The sequence below is a fragment of the Pseudomonas kermanshahensis genome (assembly GCF_014269205.2).
In the GTDB taxonomy this organism is placed as follows: domain Bacteria; phylum Pseudomonadota; class Gammaproteobacteria; order Pseudomonadales; family Pseudomonadaceae; genus Aquipseudomonas; species Aquipseudomonas kermanshahensis.
This window is the reverse complement of record NZ_JABWRY020000001.1, coordinates 4,079,075-4,094,219: the sequence shown is the minus strand read 5'-3', so window position 1 is coordinate 4,094,219 and position 15,145 is coordinate 4,079,075. Positions and strand designations below refer to the sequence as shown.

Here is a 15,145-nt window from a genome sequence, read left to right as displayed (position 1 = left end):
GACGACCGGTCAGGCGGACCCTGCATGGCTGTCGAGCAAGGCCATGAAGGCCCTCGCCGCATTCGATAGCGTTCGCTCCGTGTGCAAAATGTAGCCTAGCTGGCGCGACAGCTGTATGCCGGGTAAAGCGATGGGTGCAACCTGATCATCGAGCATGGTGCGCGGCAGCACGCTCCAGGCCAGGCCAATGGAAACCATCATTTTGATGGTTTCCAGGTAGTTGGTGCTCATGGCGATGTTCGGCGTCAGGCCCTGGCTTTCGAACAGGCGCTGGACGATGTGGTGGGTAAAGGTATTACCACCCGGGAAGACCGCCGGGTGGCGCGCGACATCGGCCAGGCTGACCGCGTGGTTGTTGGCCAGCGGGTGTTCCGGGGCCGCCACGAAGTCCAGCGCGTCGTCCCACACCGGGATCGCCTTGATCAGGTGGTGGGGCTCTGGCGCCAGCGTGATAACGGCAATTTCAGCGCGGCCATGGAGTATTTCGTCGTAGGCAGCTTCTGAGTCCATGAACTGAATATCCAACGCCACCGAAGGGTATTGCCGAGTAAAGGCCCGTAAAAGCGGGGGCAAGCGGTGCAAGCCGATATGGTGGCTGGTGGCCAGGGTCAACCGACCACTCACTTCCCCGGTCAAGTTGGTCAGCGCGCGTCGGGTATCATCAAGCACGTTGAGAATCTGATAGGCCCGCGGCAACAGCGCCCGCCCGGCCTCGGTCAGGGTCACTTCACGCCCCAAGCGGTCGAACAGGCGCACGTCCAGTTGCTGCTCAAGCCCGGCGATGCGTTTGCTGATGGCGGGCTGGGTCAGGTGCAGGCGTTCGCCGGCCCCTGAGAAGCTGCCGGTCTCGGCAATGGCGATAAAAGCGCTGAGGTTGGCCAGATCCATCTTTCAGATTCCTGGTGGTTATGCAAAGCATAAAAATTATGAATTTGAGTTATTCAATCTATCGCCATAGCATCGTCCGTACAAGCCAAGGGGTCTTTGGCATAGAAAGACGCTGATGAGGAACAGTCTGATGGCTGGCAAAACGCTCTACGACAAACTCTGGGAAGCCCATGAGGTCAAGCGCCGTGATGACGGCTCGTCCTTGATCTATATCGACCGCCACATCATCCACGAAGTGACGTCGCCCCAGGCCTTCGAAGGCCTGCGCCTGGCGAACCGCAAGCCATGGCGTATCGATACCAACATCGCCACCCCTGATCACAACGTGCCGACCACGCCAGAGCGCAAGGGCGGTATCGACGCCATCGTCGACCAGGTGTCGCGCCTCCAGGTGCAGACCCTCGATGAGAACTGTGACGAGTACGGCATCGTCGAATTCAAGATGAATGACGAGCGCCAGGGCATCGTCCATGTCATTAGCCCAGAGCAAGGTGCCACCTTGCCGGGCATGACCGTGGTCTGCGGCGACTCGCACACGTCCACCCACGGCGCTTTCGGTGCCTTGGCCCACGGCATCGGCACCTCCGAGGTCGAGCATGTGCTCGCCACCCAGTGCCTGGTCGCCAAGAAGATGAAGAACATGCTGGTGCGCGTCGAAGGCGAATTGCCTGCAGGCGTCACTGCCAAGGACATCGTCCTCGCCGTCATCGGCAAGATCGGCACCGCGGGTGGCAACGGCCACGCCATGGAGTTCGCCGGCAGCGCTATCCGTGGCTTGTCCATGGAAGGCCGCATGACCATCTGCAACATGTCGATCGAAGCCGGTGCCCGCGTGGGCCTGGTGGCGACCGATGCCACCACCGTCGCCTATGTCGAAGGCCGCCCCTATGCACCGAAGGGCGAGCAATGGAAGCAAGCCGTCGAGTCGTGGAAAGACCTCGTCTCCGATGAAGACGCCGTGTTCGACACCGTGGTCGAACTGGATGCCGCGCAAATCAAGCCACAGGTCAGCTGGGGCACATCGCCCGAGATGGTGTTGGCCGTTGATCAGCGCGTACCGGACCCAGCTGCCGAAGCTGACCTGGTCAAGCGGGGCTCGATCGAGCGTGCCCTGAAGTACATGGGCCTGACCGCCAACCAGGCGATCACCGATATTCAGCTGGACCGCGTGTTCATCGGCTCGTGCACCAACTCGCGGATCGAAGACTTGCGCGCCGCGGCCGAAATCGCCAAGGGCCGCAAAGTGGCCGCTACCGTCAAGCAGGCCATTGTCGTCCCGGGCTCGGGCCTGGTGAAGGCGCAAGCCGAGCGTGAAGGCTTGGACAAGATCTTCCTTGAAGCGGGCTTCGAGTGGCGCGAGCCGGGTTGCTCGATGTGCCTGGCGATGAACCCGGACCGCCTGGAAAGCGGCGAGCACTGTGCCTCGACGTCCAACCGCAACTTTGAAGGCCGTCAGGGTGCCGGTGGTCGTACTCACCTGGTCAGCCCGGCCATGGCCGCCGCCGCTGCGGTGACCGGCCACTTCATCGATGTCCGCGAGTTGATCCAAGGGAGCGCAGCATGAAAGCCTTTACCCAGCACACTGGCCTCGTCGCGCCGTTGGACCGTGCCAACGTCGACACCGACCAGATCATCCCCAAGCAGTTTCTCAAGTCGATCAAGCGCACCGGCTTCGGCCCCAACCTGTTCGACGAGTGGCGCTACCTGGACGTGGGCCAGCCCTACCAGGACAACAGCAAGCGCCCGTTGAACGAAGAGTTCGTGCTCAACCACGCGCGCTACCAGGGCGCCAGCGTGTTGCTGGCGCGCGAAAACTTCGGTTGCGGTTCGAGCCGCGAACACGCGCCATGGGCGTTGGACGAGTACGGCTTCCGCAGCGTCATCGCACCGAGCTTTGCCGACATCTTCTTCAACAACAGCTTCAAGAACGGCTTGCTGCCGATCATCCTGAGCGATGAGGAAGTCGATGAGCTGTTCAAGCAGGTCGAAGCCAACCCTGGCTATCAGCTGACCATCGACCTGCAAGCCCAGGCCGTGACCCGTCCTGATGGCAAGGTGCTGCACTTCGAGATCGACGCGTTCCGCAAGCACTGCTTGCTCAACGGCCTCGATGACATCGGCCTGACCTTGCAGGACGGCGATTCTATCAAGGCCTTCGAAGCCAAGCACCGCGCCAGCCAGCCTTGGCTGTTTCGGGATGCCTGATAGGCGTAGGTGACAGGGCTGGCCCCTTCGCGGGGCAAGCCCGCTCCCACAGAAACTCCTCTGCCTCAAGTCTTGTGCAGTACCTGTGGGAGCGGGTTCACCCGCGAAAAGGCCGGTAAAGGCAACAAGAAACCAAAAGGATTTATACATGACCAGCACCACCCACACCGACGTGGTCCAACGCCAGTTCGGCGAGCAGGCCAACGCCTACCTCAGCAGCGCCGTGCACGCCCAGGGCACCGAGTTCGCCCTGCTGCAAGCCGCGCTGGCCGGCCAGGCCGAGGCTCGCGTGCTGGACCTGGGCTGCGGTGCCGGTCATGTCAGTTTCCACGTTGCGCCCCTTGTCACCGAAGTGGTCGCTTACGACCTGTCGCAGTCCATGCTCGACGTGGTGGCCAGTGCCGCCGCCGACCGTGGCCTGGGCAATATCATCACGCAACGCGGCGCCGCCGAACGCCTGCCGTTCGCCGACGCCTCATTCGACTTCGTTTTCAGCCGCTACTCGGCACACCACTGGAGCGACCTGGGCCTGGCCCTGCGCGAAGTGCGCCGCGTGCTGAAACCGGGCGGTGTGGCGGCCTTCATCGATGTCATGTCGCCGGGCAGCCCGTTGCTCGACACCTACCTGCAAACCGTTGAGGTGCTGCGCGACACCAGCCACGTGCGCGACTATTCCGTCGCCGAATGGCAACGCCAGGTTAGCGAAGCCGGCCTGCATGTGCGCAGCCACACCCGCCAGCCGCTGCGCCTGGAGTTTGGCACCTGGGTCGAGCGTATGCGTACCCCCGAACCGATGCGTGTGGCCATACGCCAATTGCAGCAAGCCATGGGCGAGGAAGTGCGGCAGTATTACCAGATTGAAGCCGACGGCTCGTTCAGCACCGATGTGCTGGTACTGTGGGCTGAGCGCTGAGTTTTTTTCGGTGTGGCCGAGCTGGCCGCACCGCTTGAATGGATAGAGGAAAGCATGAGCAAGCAGATTCTGATTCTCCCAGGTGATGGCATTGGCCCGGAAATCATGGCCGAGGCGGTGAAGGTGCTGGAGCTGGCCAACGACAAGTTCCAGCTCGGCTTCAGCCTGGCCCACGACGTGATTGGTGGCGCGGCCATCGACAAGCACGGCGTACCGCTGGCTGATGAGACCCTGGAACGTGCGCGCCAAGCCGATGCCGTGTTGCTGGGCGCTGTGGGCGGCCCGAAATGGGACAAGATCGAGCGTGACATCCGCCCTGAGCGCGGCCTGCTGAAAATCCGTTCGCAACTGGGCCTGTTCGCCAACCTGCGCCCGGCCATCCTCTACCCGCAACTGGCCGATGCCTCGTCGCTCAAGCCGGAAATCGTCTCGGGCCTGGATATCCTCATCGTTCGCGAACTGACCGGTGGCATTTATTTCGGCGCGCCACGTGGCCAGCGTGAACTCGAAGGCGGCGAGCGCCAGGCTTATGACACGCTGCCCTACAGCGAAAGCGAAGTGCGCCGTATTGCCCGCGTCGGCTTCGACATGGCCCGCGTGCGCGGCAAGAAGCTGTGTTCGGTGGACAAGGCCAACGTTCTGGCCTCCAGCCAATTGTGGCGCGAAGTGGTCGAAGACGTAGCCAAGGATTACCCGGATGTCGAGCTGAGCCACATGTACGTGGACAACGCCGCCATGCAGCTGGTGCGCGCGCCCAAGCAGTTCGACGTGGTAGTGACCGACAACATGTTCGGTGACATCCTGTCGGATGAAGCTTCCATGCTGACCGGTTCCATCGGCATGCTGCCGTCGGCGTCGCTGGATGCCAACAACAAGGGCATGTACGAGCCGTGCCATGGCTCGGCGCCGGACATCGCCGGGCAGGGCATCGCCAACCCGCTGGCGACCATTCTGTCGGTGTCGATGATGCTGCGTTACAGCTTCAACCAGCACGCTGCCGCAGAGGCCATCGAGCAGGCGGTCAGCCTGGTGCTGGACAAAGGGCTGCGCACCGGTGACATCTGGTCGGCCGGCTGCGACAAAGTAGGCACGCAGGAAATGGGCGACGCAGTAGTCGCAGCGCTGCGGAATCTGTAATCTCTCTGGCCCGCCACCGTTTTTGGTCGGTGGCGGCCCACTTTTAGCAAAGGTGTAGTTGCGATGAAACGTGTAGGTCTGATCGGTTGGCGCGGTATGGTCGGTTCCGTGCTCATGCAGCGGATGCTGGAGGAGCAGGATTTCGACCTTATCGAGCCGGTGTTCTTCACCACCTCCAATGTCGGTGGCCAAGGCCCGAACGTGGGCAAGGATATTGCTCCGCTCAAGGACGCTTATTCGATTGAAGAACTCAAGACCCTCGACGTGATCCTGACCTGTCAGGGCGGCGACTACACCAACGAGGTCTTCCCCAAGCTGCGTGAGTCGGGCTGGCAGGGTTACTGGATCGATGCCGCCTCGTCGCTGCGCATGCAGGACGATGCAGTGATCGTGCTCGACCCAGTCAACCGCAAGGTGATTGACCAGCAGCTCGACGCCGGTACCAAGAACTACATCGGCGGCAACTGCACCGTCAGCCTGATGCTGATGGGCCTGGGTGGCCTGTTCGAAGCTGGCCTGGTCGAGTGGATGAGCGCCATGACCTATCAGGCGGCCTCCGGTGCCGGCGCGCAGAACATGCGTGAGCTGATCAAGCAGATGGGCGCTACTCACGCGGCTGTGGCCGATGACCTGGCCAACCCGGCCAGCGCCATTCTCGACATCGACCGCAAGGTCGCCGAGGCCATGCGCAGCGAAGCCTACCCGACCGAGAACTTCGGCGTGCCGCTGGCTGGCAGCCTGATCCCGTGGATCGACAAGGAACTGCCGAACGGCCAGAGCCGCGAAGAGTGGAAGGCCCAGGCCGAAACCAACAAGATCCTCGGCCGCTTCAAGAGCCCGATCCCGGTCGATGGCATTTGCGTGCGCATCGGCGCCATGCGCTGCCACAGCCAGGCGCTGACCATCAAGCTGAACAAGGACGTGCCGCTGGCCGATATCGAAGGCATGATCAGCCAGCACAACCCGTGGGTGAAGCTGGTGCCGAACCAGCGCGAGATCAGCATGCAGGAACTGAGCCCGACCAATGTCACCGGTACCCTGAACATTCCGGTAGGTCGCCTGCGCAAGCTGAACATGGGTTCCCAGTACCTGGGCGCGTTCACCGTTGGCGACCAGCTGCTGTGGGGCGCTGCCGAGCCGCTGCGCCGCATGCTGCGGATTCTGCTGGAACGTTGAGCCGGGTTTGAGCGTTCGAAGCCCTGCAAGGCGTTGGCCTTGCAGGGCTTTTTTTTGCACAGCGTTGGCGATGGGCAGCTCATGCGCTATCGAGCGGTTTGTCAGCTGCAATCACGGCTGGTCAGGTCCGTAGCTAAAGAACTGAGAGTCACCCCCCAAGGGTTTAAGCGAAACCGTACCATCCTGCCCTACATCCAGGAATTGACCAGTCTTCTTGTTCTGAAGTCGAATCGTGTAGAGCTGCGCGCGTAGCATTAACCAGGTGAGTCTGTCCGCACGCGGTTGCGCGCACCCCTGAAGCTTCAACTCGTCGTTCAGGCATTGACCTGCGCCGTTCATAAGTGCGATCTCGTTACCTTCACCTGGTATGTTGGTCGTGCTGATCCAGTACCAACTTTTCAGGGGATTGGGCTCGCAGGTCGACATTGCTACTGTTTCGCCCGAAGTTATCATGCAGCGATTTTTATGCACCACTGTGAGCTTCACTAGCGCTTGTTTCTGGAAACGTTGGCCTGGGCTGTAGGTCAGCGGGGCAAGCACTGGGGTGCTGTTACTTTGGCTGGCGGTGATGAACTTTCCGGTAGTCAGTTCCTGTAGATAGATGTCAGACGGGGTCTGGGTCAGGTCTTGGCGTGTCCACCAAACGGTATCTTTGCGCGGGAAATGGCATTCGCCAGTTGCTAAACGGGCGTTGATGCAACGGCCCGAGAGGTCGACTGGCTCGTATGCGTCGAACTGATGGGGGAACACATTCTTGGGTGGGAGGCGCCAAATTGCGTCCGCATTGCAGGTCGCAAGTTTCAAACCTTGATCAGTGGCTGTTAGGCAGGCGTTTCGTTCTTTTGAATACAGATATAGCGGCTCCCAGACCTGATTTATCTGCTCGCCGTGCTCAGCCCCCATGCTAATGACCAGGGGAAGGCGGTTATCTTCCAGCTGTCGCTCATAAACGACGGCGTTATCCACCTTGAGCACCGCTTTGACAGGTTTACGCTGGGAGTTGACATTGAAAACGGCCGTTTTCAACGTGTCTTTCGCGATGGGGCCGGCGTAGAGTGGGTGTGTTTCGATGGCGCCGCTGGCGTAATGAATATCGACCCGATAACTGTGCGGGTTGTGATCGTCGCCTGGCATGAAATGTTGCAATTCGTTATCGCTGCTATTGGGGAGCAAGTCCAGGTCGCGGGGGCCAGTGGGGGTAATGAATTTGCCTGTGTTGCTTTCTTGCAGCTTCAGCAGGCGAGAATGATTCGTGAGGTCTATGCGGCCGCGCCAGCGAACTTGTCGTTCGGCGTTGACGCAACTGCGAAAGTGAAAATTGAATTCCAGGCATTTTCCCTCCCTGTTACGCACGATGACAATCGGCGCGAGTGGCGCTTCCGCTGCGTTATTAGGGGGTACGGTGTCTATGGTTAATTGAGCCGATTCGTCATCGCAAGCTTTCAATACCAGCAGGTCGTTCTCCGAGGCGAGGCATTGCGAGGTTGTCGTCATCAATACGGAATAGCTCGCGCTGCGCTGTGGGCGGGTCGCAGAACTGGCAGATAACTGTGCAGGCCTGAAGACATTCCCATAGTTGCTCAAAATGGCCGGATAGATTTGGTTGATGCCGTCCCGGTTGTGGGACGGGTCTGAAAAGGTCGCCACCAAGGTATGTACCGGCACTGCAGTTTCAATAGGGACTTGATTTGATTCGGGCGAAAGCAACGACGGTAGGGCGGCAGGTTGCTGAATGCCTGAGTCAGGGAGGCCGTGAGAGGGGGCAGTCACCGCAAGGCCTTTGTCTTCCTTGGCGGCAACCGCAGTGACGCCAATGGCCGGCGGGCGGTGGTCGTCAAACACATCAGCGTACTTTGCGCCGTCCGGCAGCCGTCCGAAGCGCTGTTGTACACGCAGCGTCTGCTGGTGGTTATAGGGAGAAATATAGCGCTTCCAACTGGCGCCTTCTGTCGATTTCAGGCCCAGTTTTTCGAACTCGTCAAACAAGGGCGCCGAAGCGGGACCGGAAGCCCAAGGAGGGGCGGAGAGTGATCCAACAACCTGGCCGAAGTAGTGCAAGCCCAAATAGTCTACCGGGAGACTGTAGCGGTGTGGGTCAGGATGTGTGTGTGGCAGAAAGACATTGTCATACGCCCTATACGACCAGTCTTCGTAGCGTGGGGGTGTATCGTGGGGGAGGCCAAAGGCGTGGCCTGTTTCATGCCAGAAGCCATCGGGGAAGTAAGGGTAATTACAGCTGTTACCTCCACAGCTGGCGGCTACGCCTGGCGGCAATGGAGGCATGCCGTTTGGCGTGTCAAGCAATTGCCCCGTAATGGCCACAGGGTATCCCGCTTTCTTGTCGCCCAGGTTCGAAGCCGCGCGCCAGTAGTGGCCCATGCCCACTTTGGCCGGTAACGTCTTGTCGCCGAACGCAGCCCACTCCATGCCATTCGTTTTGTCGTAAACATGCGGCTTTTGGTCGGGGCCCATGGCAATGATGCGTGGCCAGTAGGCTTTGCCGGTCCCTAGGTGAAGGCGTTGAGTGGGCAGTTCGGAGAGCATTTCCCGTGCTGCAATACGCGCGGCAGTGGGGTTGTACTCACCGTCGAACTGTTCGAGGGTATCCCTGCACGTCGACTTATCCTTGAAGATGCAGCCCTTGATGTTCATCAGCGTCAGCCCCTCGCTTTCAGGGGTCATGAACACGAATTTGTAGGTGGGTAGTGAGCCTTTATTGTTCGGGTTGCCAGCTTGCTGAAAACTGATGCGTGCATCAGCGGTGAACAGGTTCCAGGGTATCTGATAGGTGAACGTGTTTTCCCTGAACTTCGGGTAGCTGCCTTCAATGGTCTTTCCAGAGAAGGTGTCCGTCTGGTCATATACCGCAGTGCCTGGAAGCGCTTCCGGGCGATCCATGCGTACGGTGGTGGTGCGGCCCTGCCGCGTTATGATCATCTCAACGTCAGTGACGGGCTTGTTGGGCCTGAACAGGACCAAGGCCGCTTTGTGCGGCACCAGAAAAGGGTCGAAGATTCTGCGAGTCGCCGCTACCACATGCGTTTGGGCAAAATCTACCTGCCCCCCCAGAGTGCCCTGCAGATCATTCCTCGGCGCATCCGCGAAGTTAGTCGGGTCGTAATCCTGAGGTGCGCAGGCGCTAGTGGCCAAACAGGACAAAAGTGTTGTTACCAGTAGTGGGCGCATAACGTGTCCCTTGATGAACAGACGTCATGCGAGAGTGGTGGCGATCGAGAAATCCCGAAACTGGCAAAAATGTCAGGTAGCGCCTGTCGTTCTCACCGGCCTGATGTTCGACTGTCGGTCGCAGAGGGGCTGGCGTATTGAGGGTGTTCGTTGTTCCATAATCCGAGTAAAGTGCCGCCCCCCGCCGTTTCAGCAAAAGGATCCCCTCCATGACCCAACCTCTGGACATCGCCGTCGTCGGCGCCACCGGTAGCGTCGGTGAAACCCTCGTACAGATCCTCGAAGAGCTGGCATTTCCGGTCGCGACCCTGCACCTGCTGGCCAGCATGGAGTCGGCGGGCAGCAGCGTGATGTTCGCAGGCAAAACGATCAAGGTGCGTGAAGTCGACAGTTTCGATTTCGCCCAGGTCAAGCTGGCCTTCTTCGCTGCCAGCCCTGCCGTCAGCCGCAGTTTCGCCAACAAAGCCCAGCAGGCGGGCTGCACGGTCATCGACCTGTCCGGCGGCCTTGACGACGCCCTCGCCGTGGTGCCGGAAGCCAATGCTGACAGCATCGCCAACCTTAAGCTGCCTGCGCGCTTGGCCAGCCCTGGCTCTGCAGCCGTTGCCCTGGCTGTCGCGCTGGCACCACTGAAAGGCCTGCTGGACATCGAACGGGTGCAGGTCATGGCCAACCTGGCGGTCTCTGCCCAAGGCCGCGAAGCGGTCAACGAACTGGCCCGTCAAACCGCCGAGCTGCTCAATGCTCGCCCGTTGGAGCCGCGCTTCTTCGACCGCCAGGTGGCGTTCAACCTGCTGGCCCAGGTGGGTGCGGTTGACGAACAAGGCCATGCTGGCCTTGAGCGGCGTCTTGTCAGCGAGCTGCGCGAGTTGCTGGGGCAGCCCGAGCTGAAGATTTCCGTGACCTGCATTCAAGTCCCGGTGTTTTTCGGCGATAGCTTCAGTGTGGCGGTGCAAAGCCGTAAACCGGTAGACCTGGTGGCAGTCAATGCTGCGTTGGAGAGTGCCGACAGCGTCGAGCTGGTCGAGCGAGACGATTATCCGACGCCGGTAGGTGACGCAGTGGGCCAAGACGTGGTCTATGTTGGACGTGTACGCCATGGTGTCGATGACGACCAGCAGCTCAACCTCTGGCTGACCACCGACAACCTGCGCAAAGGCGCCGCGCTCAATGCTGTGCAAGTGGCGCAATTGTTGATTAAACACAGGCTGTAAAAGATACTGCGAGCACTTTTGTCCTGCTCTGCATGCAGGTTTCGGGACGATTCATACAAGGGAAGAGGTCATGCTTCGAATTCGCAAACTGGTTCTGGCCATGGCGGCTGCCTCGGCGCTGTCGTCGGGCATGGCCAATGCGTTGGGCTTGGGGGAGCTGACCCTCAAGTCGGCACAGAATCAGCCGCTGGACGCCGAGATCGAATTGCTCGACGTGCGCGACCTCACTGCCGCCGAAGTGGCGCCCAGCCTGGCGCCGCCGGAAGAGTTCAGCAAGGCGGGGGTAACCTTTGCGACTTACCTCGAAGACCTGACATTCACGCCGGTGATCAACCCCAACGGCAAGAGCGTGCTGCGCGTCACCTCCAGCCAGCCGCTGCCGGGGTCTGTGGTCAAGTTTCTGGTGCAGGTGATGTGGCCGCAGGGGCGACTGCTGCGTGACTACAGCGTCCTGCTCGACCAGGCCAAGGCCCAGGGCAAGCAGCCTGCGCCAGGCAATGTTGCACCCGCAGTGACGGGTGCCAGCAGCTACACCACTCAGCGCCGCGACACCCTGTGGCAGATTGCTGCGCGCAACAGCCAGGGCGGCTCGATTCAGCAGACCATGATTGCGATCCAGGCGCTGAACCCGGACGCCTTCATTGGCAACAACATCAACCAGTTGAAGGTGGGCCAGGTACTGCGCCTGCCCGACCAGCAACAAATCCAGGCCATTGCTCAGGGCGAGGCGGTTCGCGACGTGGCCGAGCAGTATGCGGCCTGGCGTGAAGGCCGGCGCCTGGGGCCGCGTGCCCGTCAGCTCGACGCCACCCGCCGCGGTGCCGCCGAGGCCGCGCCAGAGCGCATTGCCCAGGGTGACAACCTGCGCCTGGTCAGCCCCGGCAACCAGGCAGGTGCTGCGCCGGCCAAAGGCCTGAACGACAAACTGGCCGTGGCCCAGGAAAGCCTCGATACCAGCCGTCGTGACAACGATGAGCTCAAGAGCCGCATGGCGGACCTGCAGAGCCAACTGGACAAGCTGCAGCGTCTGATCGCACTGAAAAACGACCAGTTGGCCCGGCTTGAAGCCCAGGGCGCAGCAGGTGAGGCGCCAGTCGCCGCTGCGCTGCCAGGCGAGCCTGCGCCGGCCAATCCGGCAGCTAACGCCGAGCCGGACGTAAAACCTGCACCGGCGGCCGTCGATACTGCGCCGGCCAGTGTGCCTGACGCCCAGCCGCGCGCTGACGGCGTGCTTGGCAACCCGTTGCTGCTGTGGCTGATTGCAGGGTCTGCGTTCCTCGTGCTGTTGCTGCTGCTGGTGCTGTTGATGCGCAAGCGCAAGGCCCAGGAAGAAGCCGAGAAACACCTGCGCATGGCGCGGGCCTTGGCTGAGGAAGAGCAGGGTGCGGGCCTGGATATCGATGCCGACAGCTTTGAAGGCCTGGAGGTCTCTGCGCCGAGCGTAACGCTGTCGCCAGCGGTGGTCGCGGCGTCTGCTGCTGCCGCCACTGCTGCAGAAAAGCCCGCGGTCGCGCTCGCCGAGCCAGCGCCGCAGCCAGACACGACGGCCGCCCTGTTGGCGGAAGTCGAGCAAAGCCTGCAAAGCGGCCGCCTGAACCATGCCGCCGAGCTGCTTGAGACGGCCCTTGCCGCAGCGCCTGAGCGTGACGTACTGCGCCTGAAACTGATGGAAGTGTATGCCCGTCAGGGTGATCACAGTGCGTTCGTCGAGCAGGAGCGTGTGCTGCCAGCGACTGAGCAGAATGTTGCTCAGGTTGACGAACTCAAAGGCCGTTTCCCAGCCATGCTGGGGCTGGCCGCCGCCGGTTTGGGTGCGGCAGCGTTGGCTGCCGAGATGGATGAGCAGTACGTGCAGGGCCTGCTGCAGGACCAGCCTGAGGCGCCGGTGGTTGAAGACATCGTGCCCGAGGGCGCGTCAGAGGCCGAGCCAGAGGTGCTGTCGGAGCCCGATTTCGTCGCAGAGCAAGCGCTGGACGACATCGTTGAGCCTGAGGTCGAGGCCATCAGCGAAGTTCCAGCGCTTGATGCGTCGGATCTGGACAGTGACTTCGACCTGAGTCTGGGTGAAGACCTGCCCGAGGAAGACCCGTTGGCAGCGCCGCTGCTCGACGAGCCAGTGCTGGACGAAGTGCAGGTAGAGGAACAGCCCGCTGCCGTAGAGACTGAGCTGCAAGCTGACGCTGTAACAGACGTCGCAGCCGATGCCGATGCTGATTTCGAGGCGATGCTGGCGCAGGCCGAGCCGCAGCCCGTTGCCGATCTGGATGATTTCGACCTCGACGTCAGCGAGCCCGTAGCCCCGGCTGTCGCCGAACAGACGCCGGTAGACGTTGCCGACGAGCTGGCAGCCTTCGACAGCGTGCCGGCGTTTGACCCGACCACCGAACTGGACCTGCCGTCGGACTTCGACCTTTCGCTGTCGCTGGAGGATGACTCGCCGGCTGCCAAGAGCTTTGCTTCGGAGCTGGATGACGTCAACGCGGAGCTGGACAAGCTGTCCCAGAACCTCGAGTCGCCTTCGCTGGAACCGCACTTCACCGCTGAAGACGCCGTTGAGCAGCCCGAGCCCGAGCCGCTGGACGACTTGGACTTCGACTTCTTCTCTGGCAGTGATGAAGTCGCCACCAAGCTCGACCTGGCGCGCGCCTACATCGACATGGGCGACCACCAGGGCGCCCGTGACATCCTCGATGAAGTCGTCAAGGACGGCGACGGGACGCAGCGTCAGGAAGCCGAGGACCTGTTGTCTCGGTTGGTCTGAGCCCCGTTCTGAGGTCTCGCGGCTAAACAGATGTAACCACCCCCAACGGCAGCCCAACAGGGCTGCCGTTGTCGTTATAATCCCGCCATTGCGTAATCACCACAGGTTTCATGCTTTTGGACATCATCGACACCACCGCCGAATCTGCGGCTGAAGGCTACTCCCGCATCGCCCTGGGCGTGGAATACAAGGGCTCGCGCTACCGCGGCTGGCAGCGCCAGGCCAGCGGCGTGCCCAGCGTCCAGCAAGCCCTCGAGCAGGCGTTGTCGAAAGTCGCGAACGAGCCGATTTCCGTGATCTGTGCCGGGCGTACTGATGCCGGGGTTCACGGTTGCGGGCAAATCGTGCACTTCGACACGCGCGCCATCCGCGATGAGCGCGCCTGGACCCTGGGCACCAATTTCAACCTGCCCCACGACATCAGTGTGGTCTGGTCGCGCCCGATGCCGGCGGACTTCCATGCCCGCTTCAAGGCCACCGCCCGGCGTTACCGCTACGTCATCTACAACGACCCGATCCGCCCCGCGCACCTGGCCGAGGAGGTGACCTGGAACCACCGCCCGCTGGATGTCGAGCGCATGGCCGAAGCCGCCGAGTTCCTGCTCGGTACCCATGACTTCAGCGCCTTCCGCGCCAGCCAGTGCCAAGCCAAGTCGCCGATCAAACACATCCATCACCTGCGCGTCACCCGCCATGGCCAGATGATCGTGCTGGACGTGCGCGCCACGGCGTTCCTGCACCACATGGTGCGTAACATCGCCGGTGTGTTGATGACCATCGGCGCGGGTGAGCGGCCCGCCACCTGGGCGCGGGAAGTACTGGAAGGGCGCAACCGCCGCGAGGGTGGGGTGACGGCACACCCGTACGGTTTGTACCTGGTGCAAGTGGAATACCCCGAAGCCTTTCAATTGCCCCAGCGTTACATCGGCCCACACTTTTTGACCGGCTACGAGGCATTGGCAGACTGACGGGCCAAAAGCCTTTTGCTAACATCCGGCCTTCACCGAAACAGCAGGGTTCGCAGTCCATGAGCAACGTTCGCAGCAAGATCTGCGGGATTACCCGCATCGAAGACGCGCTGGCTGCCGCCGAGGCGGGGGCCGATGCCATCGGCTTCGTCTTCTACGCCAAGAGCCCGCGTGCCGTGGACGTGCGCCAGGCGCGCGCGATCATTGCCGAGCTGCCGCCGTTCGTGACCACCGTCGGGTTGTTCGTCAACGCCTCGCGTTGCGAGCTGAACGAGATCCTCGAAGTGGTTCCCCTGGACCTGCTACAGTTCCACGGCGACGAAACCCCGCAAGACTGTGAAGGCTTCCATCGCCCCTGGATCAAGGCCCTGCGCGTGCGTCCGGGTGATGATCTGGAAGCGGCCTGCCGGCTTTATGCTGGCGCCCGCGGTATCTTGCTGGACACCTATGTGCCCGGCGTGCCCGGGGGCACGGGTGAAGCCTTTGACTGGTCGCTGGTGCCGGCGCGCCTGAGCAAGCCGATCATCCTGGCCGGTGGCCTGGACGCGCAGAATGTCGGCCGGGCCATTGCCCAGGTCAGGCCTTATGCGGTGGATGTCAGCGGCGGGGTGGAGCAGGCCAAGGGCATCAAGGATGCGGCAAAGATCGAAGCCTTCATGCGTGCGGTGAAACAGGCGTGACGGTGGATGTGACGGTT

11 protein-coding genes are annotated in these 15,145 nt (G+C 61.6%); 9 read left to right on the top strand and 2 right to left on the bottom strand.

Annotated features, from left to right (window positions below; all coding sequences use genetic code 11):
* Positions 1-9: 9 nt before the first annotated feature.
* Positions 10-888 carry a LysR family transcriptional regulator gene (locus tag HU764_RS18405; protein WP_027596733.1) on the bottom strand — a complete coding sequence of 293 codons (879 nt, stop codon included), beginning with the start codon at positions 886-888 and terminating at the stop codon, positions 10-12.
* A 130-nt stretch (positions 889-1,018) separates the two neighbouring features.
* Between HU764_RS18405 and leuC the strand changes: the two genes are divergently transcribed.
* The 5 genes from leuC to asd all read left to right on the top strand — a co-directional run bounded on the left by leuC (position 1,019) and on the right by asd (position 6,319).
* Positions 1,019-2,452 (top strand): 3-isopropylmalate dehydratase large subunit, encoded by a 1,434-nt coding sequence (gene leuC / locus HU764_RS18400; RefSeq protein ID WP_027596732.1) that lies wholly within the window; start codon positions 1,019-1,021, stop codon positions 2,450-2,452.
* Complete coding sequence (leuD, locus tag HU764_RS18395; RefSeq protein ID WP_027596731.1) at positions 2,449-3,093, top strand: 3-isopropylmalate dehydratase small subunit; 645 nt, start codon at positions 2,449-2,451, stop codon at positions 3,091-3,093. Before leuC ends, leuD begins: the two co-directional genes overlap by 4 nt.
* Before the next feature lie 148 nt (positions 3,094-3,241).
* Positions 3,242-4,006 (top strand): class I SAM-dependent methyltransferase, encoded by a 765-nt coding sequence (locus HU764_RS18390; protein WP_186682028.1) that lies wholly within the window; start codon positions 3,242-3,244, stop codon positions 4,004-4,006.
* Positions 4,007-4,060: 54 nt separating this feature from the next.
* A complete protein-coding gene (leuB, locus tag HU764_RS18385) occupies positions 4,061-5,143 on the top strand; it encodes a 3-isopropylmalate dehydrogenase (protein WP_186682030.1) in 1,083 nt (360 codons plus the stop codon).
* 63 nt (positions 5,144-5,206) lie between these two features.
* Positions 5,207-6,319, top strand: coding sequence for an aspartate-semialdehyde dehydrogenase (gene asd, locus HU764_RS18380; RefSeq protein WP_186682032.1), 1,113 nt, complete (start codon positions 5,207-5,209; stop codon positions 6,317-6,319).
* Positions 6,320-6,430: 111 nt separating this feature from the next.
* Here asd and HU764_RS18375 read toward each other — a convergent pair whose 3' ends face one another.
* On the bottom strand, positions 6,431-9,505 hold the full coding sequence (locus HU764_RS18375) for a TagA domain-containing protein (protein WP_186703647.1): 3,075 nt from the start codon (positions 9,503-9,505) through the stop codon (positions 6,431-6,433).
* 209 nt (positions 9,506-9,714) lie between these two features.
* Between HU764_RS18375 and HU764_RS18370 the strand changes: the two genes are divergently transcribed.
* From HU764_RS18370 to HU764_RS18355, 4 genes are all read left to right on the top strand, one after another.
* Positions 9,715-10,719, top strand: a complete 1,005-nt coding sequence (locus HU764_RS18370; protein ID WP_186703646.1) for an aspartate-semialdehyde dehydrogenase — start codon at positions 9,715-9,717, stop codon at positions 10,717-10,719.
* A 70-nt stretch (positions 10,720-10,789) separates the two neighbouring features.
* Positions 10,790-13,480, top strand: coding sequence for a motility hub landmark protein FimV (locus tag HU764_RS18365; protein ID WP_186703645.1), 2,691 nt, complete (start codon positions 10,790-10,792; stop codon positions 13,478-13,480).
* Between the two features lie 110 nt (positions 13,481-13,590).
* Positions 13,591-14,448, top strand: coding sequence for a tRNA pseudouridine(38-40) synthase TruA (gene truA, locus HU764_RS18360; protein ID WP_099453327.1), 858 nt, complete (start codon positions 13,591-13,593; stop codon positions 14,446-14,448).
* A 59-nt stretch (positions 14,449-14,507) separates the two neighbouring features.
* The gene (locus HU764_RS18355) at positions 14,508-15,128 is read left to right on the top strand and encodes a phosphoribosylanthranilate isomerase (RefSeq protein ID WP_099453328.1); all 621 of its coding nucleotides are present in this window, start codon (positions 14,508-14,510) and stop codon (positions 15,126-15,128) included.
* Positions 15,129-15,145 lie beyond the last annotated feature (17 nt).

Excerpts from the sequence above, each read along its gene's own strand:
- HU764_RS18365 (WP_186703645.1), top strand. The coding sequence starts at position 10,790 with ATGCTTCGAATTCGCAAACTGGTTCTGGCCATGGCGGCTGCCTCGGCG.
- HU764_RS18370 (WP_186703646.1), top strand. The coding sequence starts at position 9,715 with ATGACCCAACCTCTGGACATCGCCGTCGTCGGCGCCACCGGTAGCGTC.
- asd (WP_186682032.1), top strand. The coding sequence starts at position 5,207 with ATGAAACGTGTAGGTCTGATCGGTTGGCGCGGTATGGTCGGTTCCGTG.
- HU764_RS18390 (WP_186682028.1), top strand. The coding sequence starts at position 3,242 with ATGACCAGCACCACCCACACCGACGTGGTCCAACGCCAGTTCGGCGAG.
- HU764_RS18405 (WP_027596733.1), bottom strand. The coding sequence starts at position 888 with ATGGATCTGGCCAACCTCAGCGCTTTTATCGCCATTGCCGAGACCGGC.
- leuB (WP_186682030.1), top strand. The coding sequence starts at position 4,061 with ATGAGCAAGCAGATTCTGATTCTCCCAGGTGATGGCATTGGCCCGGAA.
- leuC (WP_027596732.1), top strand. The coding sequence starts at position 1,019 with ATGGCTGGCAAAACGCTCTACGACAAACTCTGGGAAGCCCATGAGGTC.
- HU764_RS18355 (WP_099453328.1), top strand. The coding sequence starts at position 14,508 with ATGAGCAACGTTCGCAGCAAGATCTGCGGGATTACCCGCATCGAAGAC.
- HU764_RS18375 (WP_186703647.1), bottom strand. The coding sequence starts at position 9,505 with ATGCGCCCACTACTGGTAACAACACTTTTGTCCTGTTTGGCCACTAGC.
- truA (WP_099453327.1), top strand. The coding sequence starts at position 13,591 with ATGCTTTTGGACATCATCGACACCACCGCCGAATCTGCGGCTGAAGGC.
- leuD (WP_027596731.1), top strand. The coding sequence starts at position 2,449 with ATGAAAGCCTTTACCCAGCACACTGGCCTCGTCGCGCCGTTGGACCGT.